This window comes from Rhodanobacteraceae bacterium (assembly GCA_016713135.1).
Taxonomy (GTDB): Bacteria; Pseudomonadota; Gammaproteobacteria; order Xanthomonadales; family SZUA-5; genus JADKFD01.
Window position 1 is genome coordinate 143,434 of the sequence record JADJPR010000001.1, and the last position, 15,742, is coordinate 159,175.

At 67.3% G+C, this 15,742-nt stretch carries 14 protein-coding genes; 3 read left to right on the forward strand and 11 right to left on the reverse strand.

Annotation, left to right across the window (positions count from 1 at the left end):
* Nucleotides 1–87 precede the first annotated feature (87 nt).
* The 6 genes from recF to tal all read right to left on the reverse strand — a co-directional run bounded on the left by recF (nucleotide 88) and on the right by tal (nucleotide 6,293).
* The gene (gene recF / locus IPK27_00515) at nucleotides 88–1,164 is read right to left on the reverse strand and encodes a DNA replication/repair protein RecF (GenBank protein MBK8066145.1); all 1,077 of its coding nucleotides are present in this window, start codon (nucleotides 1,162–1,164) and stop codon (nucleotides 88–90) included.
* A gap of 70 nt (nucleotides 1,165–1,234) precedes the next feature.
* The gene (dnaN, locus tag IPK27_00520) at nucleotides 1,235–2,335 is read right to left on the reverse strand and encodes a DNA polymerase III subunit beta (protein ID MBK8066146.1); all 1,101 of its coding nucleotides are present in this window, start codon (nucleotides 2,333–2,335) and stop codon (nucleotides 1,235–1,237) included.
* Nucleotides 2,336–2,578: 243 nt separating this feature from the next.
* Complete coding sequence (dnaA, locus tag IPK27_00525) at nucleotides 2,579–3,904, reverse strand: chromosomal replication initiator protein DnaA (GenBank protein MBK8066147.1); 1,326 nt, start codon at nucleotides 3,902–3,904, stop codon at nucleotides 2,579–2,581.
* A 95-nt stretch (nucleotides 3,905–3,999) separates the two neighbouring features.
* The gene (locus IPK27_00530) at nucleotides 4,000–4,692 is read right to left on the reverse strand and encodes a YafY family transcriptional regulator (GenBank protein MBK8066148.1); all 693 of its coding nucleotides are present in this window, start codon (nucleotides 4,690–4,692) and stop codon (nucleotides 4,000–4,002) included.
* Nucleotides 4,692–5,027: a helix-hairpin-helix domain-containing protein gene (locus IPK27_00535; GenBank protein ID MBK8066149.1), complete on the reverse strand. Its 336-nt coding sequence runs from the start codon at nucleotides 5,025–5,027 to the stop codon at nucleotides 4,692–4,694. The genes IPK27_00530 and IPK27_00535 overlap by 1 nt, the downstream gene beginning before the upstream one ends.
* 126 nt (nucleotides 5,028–5,153) lie before the next feature.
* Nucleotides 5,154–6,293: a transaldolase gene (gene tal, locus IPK27_00540; protein MBK8066150.1), complete on the reverse strand. Its 1,140-nt coding sequence runs from the start codon at nucleotides 6,291–6,293 to the stop codon at nucleotides 5,154–5,156.
* A gap of 98 nt (nucleotides 6,294–6,391) precedes the next feature.
* On the opposite strand from tal, the gene IPK27_00545 reads away from it, so the two are divergent.
* Nucleotides 6,392–7,990 (forward strand): electron transfer flavoprotein-ubiquinone oxidoreductase, encoded by a 1,599-nt coding sequence (locus IPK27_00545; GenBank protein ID MBK8066151.1) that lies wholly within the window; start codon nucleotides 6,392–6,394, stop codon nucleotides 7,988–7,990.
* Nucleotides 7,991–8,158: 168 nt separating this feature from the next.
* Here IPK27_00545 and mutM read toward each other — a convergent pair whose 3' ends face one another.
* The 5 genes from mutM to IPK27_00570 form a co-directional block, all read right to left on the reverse strand.
* Nucleotides 8,159–8,971 carry a bifunctional DNA-formamidopyrimidine glycosylase/DNA-(apurinic or apyrimidinic site) lyase gene (gene mutM / locus IPK27_00550; protein ID MBK8066152.1) on the reverse strand — a complete coding sequence of 271 codons (813 nt, stop codon included), beginning with the start codon at nucleotides 8,969–8,971 and terminating at the stop codon, nucleotides 8,159–8,161.
* A gap of 145 nt (nucleotides 8,972–9,116) precedes the next feature.
* Complete coding sequence (locus tag IPK27_00555; protein ID MBK8066153.1) at nucleotides 9,117–9,695, reverse strand: TIGR00730 family Rossman fold protein; 579 nt, start codon at nucleotides 9,693–9,695, stop codon at nucleotides 9,117–9,119.
* Nucleotides 9,696–9,709: 14 nt separating this feature from the next.
* Nucleotides 9,710–10,351: a DUF4124 domain-containing protein gene (locus tag IPK27_00560; GenBank protein ID MBK8066154.1), complete on the reverse strand. Its 642-nt coding sequence runs from the start codon at nucleotides 10,349–10,351 to the stop codon at nucleotides 9,710–9,712.
* 212 nt (nucleotides 10,352–10,563) lie between these two features.
* Complete coding sequence (locus tag IPK27_00565; GenBank protein ID MBK8066155.1) at nucleotides 10,564–11,937, reverse strand: DEAD/DEAH box helicase; 1,374 nt, start codon at nucleotides 11,935–11,937, stop codon at nucleotides 10,564–10,566.
* The gene (locus tag IPK27_00570; GenBank protein ID MBK8066156.1) at nucleotides 11,938–13,449 is read right to left on the reverse strand and encodes a hypothetical protein; all 1,512 of its coding nucleotides are present in this window, start codon (nucleotides 13,447–13,449) and stop codon (nucleotides 11,938–11,940) included.
* Nucleotides 13,450–13,475: 26 nt separating this feature from the next.
* Between IPK27_00570 and IPK27_00575 the strand changes: the two genes are divergently transcribed.
* Both IPK27_00575 and IPK27_00580 read left to right on the forward strand, forming a co-directional pair.
* Nucleotides 13,476–13,868: a hypothetical protein gene (locus tag IPK27_00575; GenBank protein MBK8066157.1), complete on the forward strand. Its 393-nt coding sequence runs from the start codon at nucleotides 13,476–13,478 to the stop codon at nucleotides 13,866–13,868.
* A 294-nt stretch (nucleotides 13,869–14,162) separates the two neighbouring features.
* On the forward strand, nucleotides 14,163–15,734 hold the full coding sequence (locus tag IPK27_00580) for a hypothetical protein (protein MBK8066158.1): 1,572 nt from the start codon (nucleotides 14,163–14,165) through the stop codon (nucleotides 15,732–15,734).
* Nucleotides 15,735–15,742 lie beyond the last annotated feature (8 nt).

Below are 15,742 nucleotides of genomic sequence, written 5' to 3' on the forward strand. Positions count from 1 at the left end.
TAACAGGCCGGTTCCGGACGCTGGCTTTTGGGGTGGCAGCGTTGGGCTTGCGGTTTGCCGGAAGGTTCCACGTGGAACTGGCGATCCTCAGGCCGCCGTCACCTGACCGTGTTCCACGTGAAACACTCGGCACTCCCGCTGCCACGCGTCCACCGCGGAGGAGCGCTGAGTTCCGGTCACCCAGAGTTGACCGCCCAGATCTTCGCACTCGCGCAGCGCCCGATGCTGGTGGTCCACGTCCAGCTCGGACACCAGGTCGTCCAGCGCAACTACCGGCGGATGCGCGAGCCGCTCGCGATACAAGCCGGCCGCGACGAGCACAGCCGCCAGCGCTACCAGCTTCTGCTGCCCGCGCGAACCCTGCTCGCGGATGGGCTGCCCACCCAGGACCACCGACCAATCGGCGCGGTGCGGGCCCGCCAACGTATGACCCAACTCCAGCTCACGAGGCAATAGCCCCGACAACCGATCGAACAGGGCAATGCCGTCGCGCCAGCCCCGTTTGTGGGAAATTTCGGCCTGACCCATCTCCCCGAGGAGACTCGAAAGCGAGCGCGTCATCCCAGCCGCAAACGCCGGAAACACCCGCATCCGATATTCCGCGAGCGCCTCGCCAGCCATTGCCAGTTCCGACGTCCATACCGCGAGTTCTTCGGATGTGGTCGAGCGCTTCAACAACGCATTTCGCTGACGCAGCAAGCGAGTGTAGCGCCTGTAGGCCCCGGCAAAATCCGGTTCCACGTGGAACACAATCCAGTCGAAGAAGCGCCGGCGGGATTCGGCGCCACCGGACACCAACTCGTGGGACTCCGGGCTGAAACAGACCACCGGCATCAACGATGCGAGCTCGACCAGATCCGAAACGCGCACGCCATTGTGCAAACCCTGCCAGCCCTGCCGCGTGCGCTCGAAACCGATCCTCTCCTCGCGCCCCTCGAAGCGCAGCTCCGCGTACACCCGCATCGCCGGATCGCCACGCCGGATCACCGAATCATGACCACCGAAGCGGAAGCTCTTTCCCGAACCCAACAGGTACAACGCCTCCAGCACACTGGTCTTGCCAGCGCCGTTCGGACCCAGCAAGAGGTTCAAGCCATTGCACGGCAGCAGCTCCACTTGGCGCAAGCAGCGAACCCCATCGATCCTCAAACGAGTCAGTTCCATCGCGCTCCCCGCACAAAGCAACAGGGCCGCAAGCGCGGCCCCGTGCTGACACTGCGGCTAACCACGCAGATCACAAGCGCAGCGGCATCACCACGTGCCGAGTGGTTTCGTCGACCGGAGATTCCACCAGAGCGCTGCTTGCCCCATCGCGCAGGCGAATCCGCACCTGAGCGCCGTCCACCGCCGCCAGCGCATCCAGCAGGTAATTGACGTTGAAGCCGACATTCAACTGGTCGACGCTGGTTTCCGCCTCGATCTCTTCGACCGCCTCTTCCTGCTCGGGATTGTGCGCGCTCACGCGCACCACGCCCGGCGAGACCTCGATCTTCACGCCGCGGTACTTCTCATTCGACAGGATCGCGGCACGCGAGAGAGCCTGACGCACCGCGTCGCGGTCCACCAAGATCACCTTGTCCGCGGCGATCGGGATCACCGCCTCGTAGTCCGGGAAGCGCCCGTCGATGAGTTTGGACACCACCACACTGTCCGACAGCCGCGCGCGCACATGGTTCTTCGAGAACGCCAGCTCCAGAGGCGCATCCCCGCCCTCGAGCAGACGCTGCAGTTCCAGCACGCCCTTGCGCGGCACGATCACCTGGCGTCGCACTTCGCCATCGGCGATCCCGGCGGTTTCTGCCAACGCCAGTCGGTGGCCGTCGGTTGCAACCGTGCGCAAGCCGTTGCTGCGCACCTCGACCAGCAGGCCATTGAGGTAATAACGCACGTCCTGCACCGCCATCGCGAAAGCGCTGCGCTCGAGCAATTTCTTGAAACTGCCCTGGTCGATCTCGATCCGCTCCTGCACATCGCCCGCCTCGGTCGCCGGGAACTCGCGCGCCGACAGGGTGGCCAGGGTGTAGCGGGAGCGTCCGGACGAGAGTCGCACGCGTTCACCCTCCTGCTTCAGGTCGATCTTCGAACCATCGGGCAGCGCACGCACGATGTCGAACAGCTTGCGCGCCGGTACCGTGATCTCGCCCTCTTCGGCGTTGTCCACCGCCATCCTGGCCGACAGCTCGACCTCCAGATCCGTCGTGGTGAAGCTCGCACCGTCGCCCTCGACCCGGATGAGCACATTCGCCAGCACCGGCAGGGTCTGCCGGCGCTCGACCACGCCGACCACTTGCTGCAAGGGGCGCAGCAGGGCTTCTCGTTGGACGCTGAAACGCATGGTGCCTCCGCTCCTTTAGCTCTGGTCTTTTTCTTTGAAGAAAACTGATGTTGATGATGAATACCGCAAAAACCTGTGGATATCGCCTATCCGTTTGATTCAATGATACTTTTTCGAGAACTTGCCTGTGTATCGAAAGCCGCTGGCGCTGGGGACGGATTGTGGACAACTTTTCTGTCCCGTTCACTCCCCAGCTTGTCCAGCGCCTGTCCCGGAGTTGTCCACAGGCAGGTCCCGCCGTCCTTATACGCTCAACAGCCGCACCAGCTTTTCCCAGTCATCGCGCATGCGCGCGTCGGTCTCCACCAGATCCCGGATCTGCTTGCACGCGTGCAGCACGGTGGTGTGGTCGCGTCCGCCGAAGGCCTGCCCGATCTCCGGCAAGCTGTGCGGGGTCAGTTCCTTGGCCAGCGCCATCGCCATCTGTCGCGGCCGCACCACCACCCGCGTGCGCTTCTTCCCGAGCAGCTCGCTCAACGGGATGCGGTGGAAATCCGACACCGTCTTCTGGATGTTCGACAGCGAGATCTGCTGCTCATGCGGCCGCAGCACATCGCGCAGCGTCGATTGCGCGAAGGCGAGGTCCACCTCGCAGCGGCCGAGCAGGTTCGCGTGCGCATGCAGCGTGTTCAACGCGCCTTCCAGTTCGCGCACGTTCGAGCGCATGCGCCGCGCGATGTACTGCGCCACCTCCTCGTCCAGCTCCATCCGCGCGGCCTCGGCCTTCTGCATCAGGATCGCCACACGGGTCTCGAAATCCGGCGGATCGACCGCCACGCTGATGCCCCAGCCGAAACGCGATTGCAGCCGCGGCTCCAGCTTGTCCACTTCCTTCGGATAGCGGTCGCAGGTCATGACGATCTGCTGTTTCGCATCGTAGAGCGCGTTGAACAGGTGGAAGAACTCCTCCTGGGTGCGATCCTTGCCGGCAAGGAACTGGATGTCGTCGATCAGCAGCGCATCCACCGAGCGGTAGGTGCGCTTGAAGTCGTCGCCCTTGCCATGCTGCAGCGCGTGAATCATCGCGCGGATGAATTCTTCCGAGCGCACGTACAGCACCCGCGCGCCAGGGTTGTTCTGCACGATCAGATTGCCTGCCGCATGCAGCAGATGGGTCTTGCCCAGGCCCGTGCCGCCGTACAGCAGGAAGGGGTTGTAGGCGACACCCGGCTTCAGCGCCACTTGCAGCGCGGTCGCACGCGCCAACTGGTTCGACTTGCCCTCGACGAAGTTGTCGAAGGTGTAGCGCGGATCCAGCTTGCTGTCGAAACGTGCGGCCGGCGCCGCCGCGACACGCTCGGGCGCGGCTTCCGGCGCGCGCGCCTCATTCTCGCCGGTGCCCAGCTCCAGGCGAACTTCCAGCACGCCGGGATCGAGCAGCGCCACCAGCTCGCGAATGCGCGCCAGGTAGAGCTTGCCGACCTTGTCCGCGACGAAACGGTTGGGTGCCAGCAGCACCAGTTCGCCCGAGCGCGAACGCGATTGCAGCGGCTTGAGCCACGTCTGCACGTCCTCAGGAGACAACTCCGCACCGAGGCGGTCGAGCGCCTTTTTCCAAGCCTTGTGCATGATGCCGATCGAATTCCTGCAGTCGCGCCCGTCCGCGCGCCAGAACCGGCAAGGATAGCCGTTCGCCAGGGTCGCCGACTGCCGGCCGTCGGTTCTCAGCTGCACCCCGAATCGTCGCGCACATGCGCCAGGTAGCCCTGCAGGCTGACCCCCGGCGCGTCGGGGATCGCTACTGGAAGTGTGTCCAGCGCGGCGAAACGGTCGATGCGAAAACTGCGGTAGTCCCCGCGCAGCTCGCACCAGGCGCCAAGGGTCCACACCCTGCCCCAGTAAAACAGCCCGAGCGGCCAGAGCACACGCCGGGTGCTGCGCTCCTGCAAGTCCACATACTCGGCGCTCAGCTTGCGCCGCTCCTTCATGCCGCGGCGCGCCGCGGCCAGCGCCCGCCGCGTGCCCGGATGGTGGCTGAAGGCCAGCACCTCGATGCCGTCGGCCTTGAGGCCCGGCCGCAGCCGTTGCGGCAGCACCGCGTCGATCTTGCTCAGCACGCGATCCGCGGCATGCCGCAAATCGTCGTCGGCATAGGCCGAGACCCAGGCGGCGCCGAGCGCGAGCGCTTCCAGCTCGTCGCGCTCGAACATCAACGGCGGCACCTGGTAGCCGGCGCGCAGTGAGTAGCCGACTCCGGCGGCGCCCTCGATCGGCGTGCCCTGCGCCGCGAGGTCGGCGATGTCGCGATAGACCGTGCGCTCGGAGACGCCCAGGCGCTCGCCCAGCTGGCGCGCGGTGCGCACCCGTCCGCGCCCGAGTTCGAGCAGCAACTGGAACAGGCGATCGCCGCGACGCATCAGCGACGCCTCCGCGAGCCCGGGTGCAGCTCCCCATAGCGCTGTTTGCGCTCGGCGGTGTACTGCCACCAGGGCGCGGGGGGATCCCCAGCCGCCAATCGGGTCAGCGCGATGAACACATCGAGCACGCAAGGATCCTGCCGCGCTCCTGTCAGGGTCTCGAGCTGGCGGAACATCACCAACGGGTCGCGTCCGTACAGGTCCAGCGGGTGCTGGATGCCGAGCAGGCGCAAGTCGCCCGCGGTCTCCAGGCCGACGTTCGGCAGATCTTCCAGGCGCTCCGCGATGCGGCCGTGCTTGCCGGGGACACCGATTGGGCGATTGCTGACGCGCATGCTCGAAGACCCGACAGTGACGACCCTGCCAGTAGACGCGCAAGTCGCTGGCGGCACGAGTGCCGCTCGCCATCTTCCTGTCAGCAGATTGTCAGCAGTCGATCCAGTTGCTGGTCCGGCGCAGCCTCACAGCGCCGCGATCATCGCGTCGAGCTTGCCCGCATCGGCCGCGAACAGGCGGATGCCCTCGGCCAGCTTCTCGGTGGCCATCGCATCCTCGTTCAACGCATAGCGGAAGCGCGCCTCGTCGAAGCTGAGTGCCGGAATATCCGCGGACTGCGCAGCCGCAACGTCGAGCTGTCGCCGCAGCGGCTCGCCGCTCTGCTGCAATGCGGAGAGCAGCTCCGGGCTGATCGTCAGCAAATCGCAGCCAGCGAGCGCGGTGATCTGGCCGACGTTGCGGAAGCTCGCGCCCATCACCTCGGTAGCGATGCCATGGCGCTTGTAGTAGTTCCAGATCGCGCTGACCGAGCGCACGCCGGGATCGTTGACGCCGGCATTCGCGGCCTCGTCCCAGGCCGCGCCGGCGGCCTTGCGGTGCCAGTCGTAGATGCGCCCGACGAAGGGCGAGATCAGTTTCACGCCCGCCGCGCCGCAGGCGATCGCCTGGCAGTAGGCGAACAGCAGCGTCAGGTTGCAATGGATGCCCTCGCGCTCCAGCTCCGCCGCGGCCTGGATGCCTTCCCAGGTGGACGCGATCTTGATCAGCACCCGCTCGCGGCCGATACCGGCCGCCTCGTACAGCGCGATCAGGCGCCGCGCCCGCACCAACGTGGCCTCGCGCGCGAACGACAGCCGCGCATCCACCTCGGTGCTCACCCGCCCCGGCACCACCTTCAGGATCTCCAGGCCAAAGCGCACCAGCACCCGGTCCACGATCTGGTGCGGCGCCAGCCCGCGGTGCGCCGCCACGGTCTCCGCCAGCAGCGGCGCGTACTCCGGCTGCTGCACCGCCTTCAGGATGAGTGAGGGATTGGTCGTCGCATCCCTCGGCGCGAACTGCGCCAGTTGGCGGAAGTTGCCGGTGTCGGCGACCACGATGGTGTGCTGCTTGAGCTGAGAGAGCTGGTCCCGGGGTGGGGGCGCGGGATGGCGGGGGGTGCGGGGCGCGCGGGGGGGGGGGTGGGGGTGGGGGGGGGGGGGGGGGGGGTGGGGGGCGGAGGCCCGGGGGTGTCGGCGCCGCGCGCGGGGGGGGGGCGGCCCCGGCGCCCTCTGGCAACAGCGCGAGGGCGAAGGAGTACCGCGAACCGCTTGTGCTGCCCACAACCCACAACCCAGAACCCACAACTCGCTTCAACGAGCCGCCGCTCCAACCCGCCCTGCCTATACTCGCCGCACACCACCCGATAGCGAGACCAGGGGCCATGAGCGAACGCGATGTGATGCAGTACGACGTGGTGATCGTCGGCGCCGGCCCGTCGGGTCTGGCGTGCGCGATCCGGCTGAAGCAGCTCAAGCCCGAGTTGTCGGTGTGCGTGATCGAGAAGGCCTCGGTGGTCGGCGCGCAGATCCTCTCTGGGGCGGTGATCGAGCCGCAGCCGCTGGACGAATTGCTGCCGGGCTGGCGCGACAATCCGCCGCCGGTGTGCGTGCCGGCCAAGCGCGACGATTTCCGTTTCCTGACGAAGACCCGCGCGTGGTCGATGCCGACCCCGCCGCAGATGCACAACCACGGCAATTTCATCGTCTCGCTGTCGGCGATGTGCGCGTGGATGGCGCCGCAGGCCGAAGCGCTGGGTGTCGAGATCTTCCCCGGCTTCGCCGCCGCCGAGACCCTGGTCGACGATGGTGGCAAGGTGATCGGGGTGCGCATCGGCGACATGGGCATCGCCAAGGACGGCACGCACAAGGACAGCTACACCCAGGGCATCGACATCCATGCCGGTGTCACCATCCTCGCCGAGGGCGCGCGCGGGCACCTGACCAAGCAGCTGATCAAGCGCTTCGAGCTGGACGCGAACTCGGACCCGCAGACCTATTCGATCGGCATCAAGGAACTGTGGCAGGTTCGCCCCGGCGCCGCCGAGCCCGGACTGATCATGCACACCATCGGCTGGCCGATGGACAACGCGACCTATGGCGGCAGCTTCCTGTACCACCTGGACCAGGACCGCATCGCCCTCGGCGTCGTGGTCGGGCTCGATTACAAGGACCCGCTGTTCCAGCCCTACGAAGCATTCCAGCAGTGGAAGCACCACCCGTACATCCGCCGGATGCTGGAGGGGGGATCGATCATGTCGGCCGGTGCGCGCGCGATCGTCACCGGCGGCTACCAGTCGTTGCCGAAGGTGGAGATGCCGGGTGCGATGCTGGTCGGCGACACTGCCGGCCTGCTCAATGTGCCGAAAATCAAGGGCACCCACCAGGCCTTGCGCAGCGGCATGCTCGCCGCCGAACACTACGCGCAGAACGGGCGCGCCGAGGGTTGGGACTCCAAGCTGCGCGGATCGGCGGTGATGGACGAGTTGCGCCGCGTGCGCAACGTCAAGCCCGGCTTCAAGAAGGGATTGTGGGTGGGCCTGGCGAATGCCGGCATCGAGACGGTGCTCGGCGGCGCCAGCCCGTGGACCCTGCGCAACAAGCCCGATTACGCGCAGATCAAGCGGGTGGACGACTATCCCGCGCCGGACCGCGGCTGGGGCGACCGCACCCTTGCCCCGCGCGACCGCCTGCAGGGCGTCTACTACGCTTCCACGGCGCACGAGGAAGACCAGCCGGTGCACCTCAAGGTGGCCGACACCGCGATCTGCATCGACCAGTGCGCGCAGGAATACCAGAACCCCTGCACCCGCTTCTGCCCCGCCGGCGTCTACGAGATGGTCCAGGACGACGCCGGCAAGCGCCTGCAGATCAACAGCGCCAACTGCGTGCACTGCAAGACCTGCGACATCAAGGACCCCTACCAGATCATCAACTGGGTCACGCCGGAGGGCGGGTCGGGGCCGAATTACCAGAATCTTTGAAGACGGTTGTGGGTTCTGACGGCCGGTTGTGGGTTGTGGGTTCTGGGTTGTGGGCAGCGAGGGATGGCAAGCCCGTCGTCTGCGCAATTTGGTGCCACGCAATCGCCCGGGGCGATGTACCGCCAACTCCTTGTGCTGCCCACAACCCAGAACCCACAACCCAGAACCCTACCTCTGGCAGCGCCCACACCAGAAGCTCGACCGCTGCCCGATGACCGCGGCGCGCACCGGCGCGCCGCAGGTCTTGCACGGCTCGCCAGCGCGGCCGTAGACCAGCAGTTCCTGTTCGAAGTAGCCGGGCTCACCGTCCGGGCGCAGGAAGTCGCGCAGGGTGGTGCCGCCGCGTTCGATGGCGTGGGCGAGGATCGTCTTGATTGCCTGCGCGAGGGCTTCGTAGCGCGCCAGAGACACGCGGCCGGCGGCGCGGCGCGGGTCGATGCCGGCGCGGAACAGCGCTTCGGCGGCGTAGATGTTACCCACGCCGACGACGATCGCCTGGTCCATCAGGAAGTGCTTGACCGGCCCGCTGCGGCCATGCGCGCGGGCGTGCAGGTAGCCGCCGTCGAATCCGCCATCGAAGGGTTCGGGCCCGAGGCCAGCCAGCAGCGGATGCACCTCGCCTGCCGGTTGCCACAGCAGGCAGCCGAAGCGCCTGGGGTCGTTGTAGCGCAGCAGCCGGCCGTCATCGAGCTCCAGGTCCCAGTGGTCGTGCGTGCGCAGCGGCACCTCGCCGTCGAGCACCCGCAGGCTGCCGCTCATGCCCAGGTGCACGATCGCGCTTCCGCGCGGATTGTCGATCAGCAGGTACTTGGCGCGCCGGCGCACGCGTGCCAGCGGCAGCCGGGCCAGTTCATCGCCCAGGCGCTCGTCGACCGGCCAGCGCAGCCGCCGCTCGCGCACCAGCAGCCGCCGCACCGTGCGGCCCACCAGATGCGGCTCGATCCCGCGGCGCGTGGTTTCGACTTCGGGTAGTTCGGGCATCGGGGAGCCGTGAAAAGTGAAAAGTGAAAAGTGAAAAGTGAAATGGAGGAGCGGCTACCGACTCTGCGGCAACTCAGTCAGTCATGAAATCGCCCCAGGTTCCGGGGCCTGACTTTTCACCTTTCACTTTTCACTTTTCACCGCTTCACCTCGCCGTCGCCAGACTCCGCGCATCCTCGCGCCAGCGCGGGGTGGCGCGGATGGTGGGCAGCACATCCTCGGCGCGTTCCACGAGGGTCCACATGGCGCGATGTTCGGGGTTCATGAAGCGCTCGTCGATGCTGCGGTCCAGCAGGCGTACCACGTCGTCGTAGAAACCACGGGTGTTGAGCAGGATGATCGGGCCGAAGTACAGGCCCAGGCGCTTCAGGGTGATCGCCTCGAACAGCTCCTCCAGGGTGCCGCAGCCGCCGGGCAGCGCGACCACCGCGTCGCTGCCGGTGAGCAGCTTGTGCTTGCGTTCGCGCATGTCCTCGACCAGTTCCAGCCGGGTCAGTCCCGGATGGCCCCATTCGAGGTCCGCCATGAAACGCGGCAGGATGCCGATGACTTCGCCGCCGGCGGCCAGCGCGCCATCGGCCACTGCGCCCATCGATCCCATGCTGCCGCCGCCATAGACCACGCTGCAGCCGCCGCTGGCGAGGGCGCGACCGAGGGTCTCGGCCTCCGCGCGGTAGACCGGGTCCGCCGCCTGGCTGGATGCGCAATAGACACAGACGCGCAGCCCGCCAGATGCGCTCACTTGTCCCCCGCCTTGCCCGCTTCCGCGCGCGCGAGGGCGGCCTTGTACTTTGCGAAGTCCCGGTCGTAATCGGCCTTGGCGGTGATCTTCTCGGCTTCCTTCTTCACCAGGAAGGCCTTCTGCCGGTCGATCTCGACGCGCTCGCTGGAGATCATCTGCTTGAGGGCATCGCTGACTGGACGACCAGCGCGCTCCATCTCCGCGGCCTGCGCCACCAGTTTGCCGAGGCTCTGCTCGCGCGAATTGATTTCGATGCGGCGCGCGTCGATGGTCTGCGCCAACAGGTCCATACGCTGGTTGTAGGCGCGCGTCAGATCCTCCTCGCTGGCGTAGGAATTCAGCAGCGCCTCGTCGGCCTTGCGCTGACGCTCGGCCTCCGCTGCCCTGTCCGCTTCGGCCTTCTCGGCTGCCCTGATCGCCGCCAGTTCCTCCGGCGTCATGGCACGGTCCACCCGTTCGACCGACACGCCCTGGTCGCTCAGACGCTCGCGCGCGTACTCCTTGGCCTCAGGTGGGATCGAGTCGCTGTAATGGATGTTGCCGTCCTTGTCGGTCCACTTGTAAAGCTTGCTTCCCTGCGCTGCCACCGGCGCTATCAGGATGGCGAGAACGGCAACCGTCAAGATGCGTACGAGCATGAATCTCCCTCCGCGAAAACCGCAGTGATGCACCGCATTGTAGGCGCCCCAGCCTCGCACAGGCTGAATCGATGTGCAAAAGCGAGGGTTGTGAGTTGTGGGTTCTGGGTTTTGGGCAGCAGGGTCAACGGCGTAGAGCACGGTCTTGCGCGCCGTTGCCGCCCACAACCCACAACCCACAACCCACAACCCACAACCCACAACCCTCCCCTTCAATCCAGCAACGCCAGCCAATCCTCCGGCGCCAGCATCGCCGCCAGCGACTGGCCGGACTCGTCGAACAGCGCATCGGCTAGCTCGCGCTTGCGGGCTTGCAGGGCGAGGATGCGCTCCTCGATGGTGTCGCCGGCGATCAGGCGGTAGACGAACACCGGTTTGTCCTGGCCAATGCGATGCGCGCGGTCGGTGGCCTGGGATTCGACCGCGGGATTCCACCAGGGGTCGTAGTGGATCACGGTGTCGGCGCGGGTCAGGTTGAGGCCGAAGCCGCCGGCGCGCAGGCTGATCAGGAACACCGGCACTTCGCCGCGCTGGAAGCGCTGCACCGGGGCGGCGCGGTCCTCGGTCTGGCCGGTCAGCTTGACGTAGCGGATGCGCTCGTGCGCGAGTTCGGCCTCGATCAGCTCCAGCATGCTGGTGAACTGGCTGAACACCAGGATGCGCCGGCCCGCCGCGATCAGTTCGTGCAGCATGTCCATCAGGTCGTCGAGCTTGGCCGAGTTGACCGCCTTGCCGCGCTCGGGTGCGATCAGCCGCGGGTCGCAGCAGACCTGGCGCAGGCGCATCAGGCCTTCGAGCACGCGCATGCGGTTGCGCTCGAAACTCTGCGTGGCGATGTAGCCGCGGATCTCCTCGGCATAGCTCGCGCGCAGGGTGTCGTAGAGATCGCGCTGGCGGCCTTCCAGCGGGATGGTGCGGGTGACCTCGGTCTTCTGCGGCAGGTCGGCGACCACCTGGTCCTTGGTGCGCCGCAGCAGGAAAGGCCGGATGCGCCGGCGCAGGCGCTCGCGCACATCGCGGTCGCGGCCCTTTTCGATCGGCTTGCGGAAATGCCGGGTGAAGTCGGCCTTCGACCCGAGCAGGCCCGGCAGCAGGAAGTCGAACTGGGCCCAGAGTTCGCCCAGATGATTCTCCAGCGGCGTGCCGGTCAGGCACACGCGCTGGCGTGCCTCCAGCTTGCGCGCCGCGCGCGCAGCGAGCGTCGCGGGGTTCTTCACCATCTGCGATTCGTCCAGCACCACCACATGCCAGGGCTGCGCCACCAGCGTGTCCAGGTCGCGCGCGAGCACCGGGTAGGTGGTCAGCACGAGGTCGGCGCCAGCGATGCCGCGGCGGCGCTTGCCGCGCTCCGGCCCTGCGTGCACCAGCTGGGTCAGGCCCGGGGCAAAGCGTGCCGCCTCGGCCGCCCAGTTCGGCAGCACGCTCTTGGGACACACGACCAGCGAGGGCCGGTCCATGCGCCCCGCTTCCTTCTCGCCGACCAGCCAAGCGAGCACCTGCAGCGTCTTGCCCAGGCCCATGTCGTCGGCGAGGATGCCGGAGAGCCCCGATTCGCCGAGGAAGCGCAGCCAGGACAGGCCTTCCACCTAGTAGGGGCGCAGCGAAGCGCGGACGCCCTCCGGTACCGGGGTGGCCGGCATGCCGGCATAGCGCGCCAGCTTTTCTGCGAGTTCGCGCACCGCGCCGCCGCCGGGCCAGAGCTTGCGTCCGCTGCCGAGCTCGTTTTCCAGTTCCACCAGAGCCGCGGCGCGTGCGCGCGGCAACTGCAACCGGCGCTGGTCGGCGCCGCCGCTCTCGCTCAGCTCGTTCAGGGTATCGAGGATGAAGCGCAGGCGCCCGGCGGCGATCGGCAGGCGCCGCTCACCCGGCAGGGTCAGCGCGACGATCGCATCGGAAGCCGTCGGCAGATCGTTGAAGCGCCCTTCGCGCAGGCCTTCGCGCAGCACCGGCAGCAGGTTGATGCGCTCGCCGTCCACCTCGATGCCCAGTTCCAGCGTCAGCGCGCCCGCCAGCGAGTCGGCCTCGACCTCGCCGTAGAAACGGTACTCGGCGTCGATCAGCTTGAGCGGGAAGCGCGGGCCGTACTCCAGCCGCCAGCCCTCGCTGCGCAGCTTCGGCAACATCACATAGCAGAACTCGTTGAGCGCCTGCGGATCGCCGTCGGGGTTGATCACCCAGTCGCTCTGCTGCAGCCCCGGATGGTCGATCAGCGCATGCCGGTTGGAAATCAGGCCAAGCTGCTTCAGACGCGTGGCGAGTTCGCGCTCGCGGCCACGGTCGCGTGGATACACGCGCACCTGCTCGCCATCGTAGAGGCTGAGTTCCTCGGTCGGATCGCCCTCGCCCACGCGCGCCGGCCCATAGCGGAAGGACAGCCGGGCGAAGGCGATCAGGCGCGCGGTGCGGCGCCCGCGCGATTCGTGTGCGCCGGCGCTCTGGTGCAAGGTGAGGATCGGGATCGGCGCCGCGACCGGGGGGTGTTCCACCGCAAACTCGCGCGGCAGCGGAAAGTCCTCGGGCAGCCGCGAGCGGTAGCGCGCGAGGAAATCGCCGACCGCGCCGGCGGTCAGCGGCGGCAGCGCGATCAGTTCGGCGACCAGAGCCGGATCCAGGTCCACCTCGAGCACGCCGATCTGGCGCGCCAGCGGATCGACATAGATCCATCCCGACCCGAGGCGCACGCATTCGCCACCGCCGGCGCCGATCGCCAGCCGCTGGCAGCCGCGCCCATCGATCACCCAGGACCAATGCGGTACGCGCGGCGCGCCGGGCGCCACCAGCAGGCCCGGCCGCTGCCAGGCGCAGCTGCCCTCGGCGGCCACCGCCAGCACCTGCTCGAACACCCCGGCGCCGGGCAGCCACCAATGCTCGCCTTCGAACCAGGCCAGTCTGGCGCGCTCGGCGCCGGCCAGCAGCGTGCCCGAGGAGGGCGACAATGCCAGCCGCCACTCGGGCTTCAGTTGCCCCGGCGCCAGCGACTCGAAGCGCCAGCCGCCGCCGCTCGCCGCGGCGATCCAGCGGCCCAGGCGCAGCCCGAGGGCGCGCTGGGCACCCAGGCTCGCCGCCAGCCAGCCGATGCGGCCCTCCTGCGGCTGCACCGGATTGACGCGCGGCCCTGGCGCAAGTGTCGCCGCCGCGCTGGCTGTCCGCTGTCGTGCAGCAACAACGCTACGGCGTGCTTGCACCCGACCTGCACCGGGCAGCTGCAGTGCGATTCGATCCGCCACTGCTCGTCGCGCGGCCATGCCCGCACATGCACCCGGTAAGGCGTGCGCCGCGAGCCGCGGACCTCACCGACGAGGACCCGTTCGGCGCCGATCTCGCGCTGGTCGAACCACAGCACGCGACCCTCGCGGGCGTAGCGCTGTCCGCGCCGCAGGTCGACCTCGGCAAAGCTTGCGCGCAACTGATCGAGGCCAGGCCGCCACATGTCCGTCGAACGCGCTCCGCGAAAGGCAAACCACGGAGCTTAGCATCCGCCGGGCCCCTGGGATTCAGCCTGAGTGGCGCAAGCTGACCGAGGTTTGCACGCCGAGCCCGCCCCCTCGGTTGCCGGACTTTCTTAACGGCATGCTGAGGAATGCATCGCAAACCGCGATTCTGCAAGGGATATGCTGTGTGGTATTCTGAAAGGGCTGCGCGGTGGACGCGTCAGCCGGGAATGCCGGGGACCGGCACCCGGACGTTGCTGGGCCGGCATCGCCGGGCGTGCCGTCGGGCTGCGCGGCTCGTGATCGATCCGTCCACGGTGCACGAATGGCCGTGTGGCACCTACACTGTGGTCCGATTGCACGGACCGAGGGTGATGCAGATGAACAGATTCCTCGCTTTCCTGGCTGCCTTGCTGCTCGCGACGCCCTTGCTGGCCAAGGGGGACGCATCCGCGCGCGCGCCCCTGGCGCCGCCGAGCCTGTCGGTCATCACTGGCACCCCATTGACCATCAACGTCGCCTCCGACAACTCCTACCAGATCTTCAACAGCAACGTCGGCAGCGCCGGCCAGATCTATCCCAGCAGCCAGACCACCACCGCCGACATGGGCTGGTTCGTCGACATCAACGGCACCCTGTACGCTCCGAACTTCGGCGAGCACGGCACCACCGCCACCAGCGGTCTGGGCGCCTACATTCCTTTCGGCGAAACCTCGATGACGGCGGTGACCGGTTCCGGCACGTCGGCGTCACCATTCGCCGTGACGGTCAGCGTCAACCTGGGCGACAGCGGTTTCCGCGCCACCAAGACCACCACCTACGTCAACGGCAATGGCTATTTCACCGAACGCTTCCGCCTGGTCAACGTCGGCGGCGCCACTGCGCAGGTGTCGATCTTCCTCGGCAGCGACATCTACCTGGCGAACAGCGATTCGGGCCGGCCGTTCCTGGAGCCGACGTCTCGCAGTCCAGGTGGACGCACCTGCGCCGGTGTGACGCCGGAGTACACCATCCTGCATATCCCGTTGACCCCGGCGCAGCGCTACACCGGTGCCTTCTACTCCAACGTTTGGTCGCAGATCGGAGCCGGATCCCTCAACAACCAGATCGACGGCAGCCCCTGTATCGACAATGGTGCGGCATTGCAGTGGTCGAAGCAGGTCACGCCGCTGGGCAGTTTCACCGTGCTCGCCGCGACTTCCTTTGGCGACGTTCCCGACATCACCCAATTCAACATCACGGACGTCAGTCCGGCGCAGGGCGTGATCGGCACGACGGTGGATGTCACCATTTCCGGATACGGCTTCCTGCCGGCCACCACCTTCGATTTCGGCTCGGGAATCACCGTCAGCAATGTCCAGCTGATCAACTCGACCACCGTGACGGCGCGCCTGGAAATTGCCGCCGACGCGATGCTGGGCTTCCGCGACGTCATCGCCACCCAGGTGCCCGGGGGCATCGTTGCCACCCTGATCGACGGTTTCGTGGTGGTCGAGCCACCGATCTGGAACTACAGCATCAACGGATTCAATACGGTCAATCAGCAGGCCGTGGCTTGCGTGCGCTCCAAGTTCCCGTTCGATCCCACCAGCAACGCCGAGGGCTGGGCACCGAGTGAGGGCGAGTGGTTCACCGCGAATACGGTCAATCCGCTGATCCCGCTGCCGCCCACGGGTCTGGCGCGCGCGATCCTCGACTGCTACCTCAGTCCCTTCGTCTGGAATGCGGAAATCGGTTACCTGCACGACCGATACTGCTGGCTGGATCCGGCTCCCTGGTACCAGGGCGACTATCCGGAAGTGCGTGTCGCGCAGCTGAAACTGTATGACGCGGTGAACAGCGTCTGCATGGGTCCGCAGCCCGGCTGGCCGATCTACGAGTCGGAAGTGCCGATGACCCGCACGCTGTTCTTCCGCCAGGCGCTGCCGCGCAACGGCTTCGAAGAGCCCTGAGCGTTCGA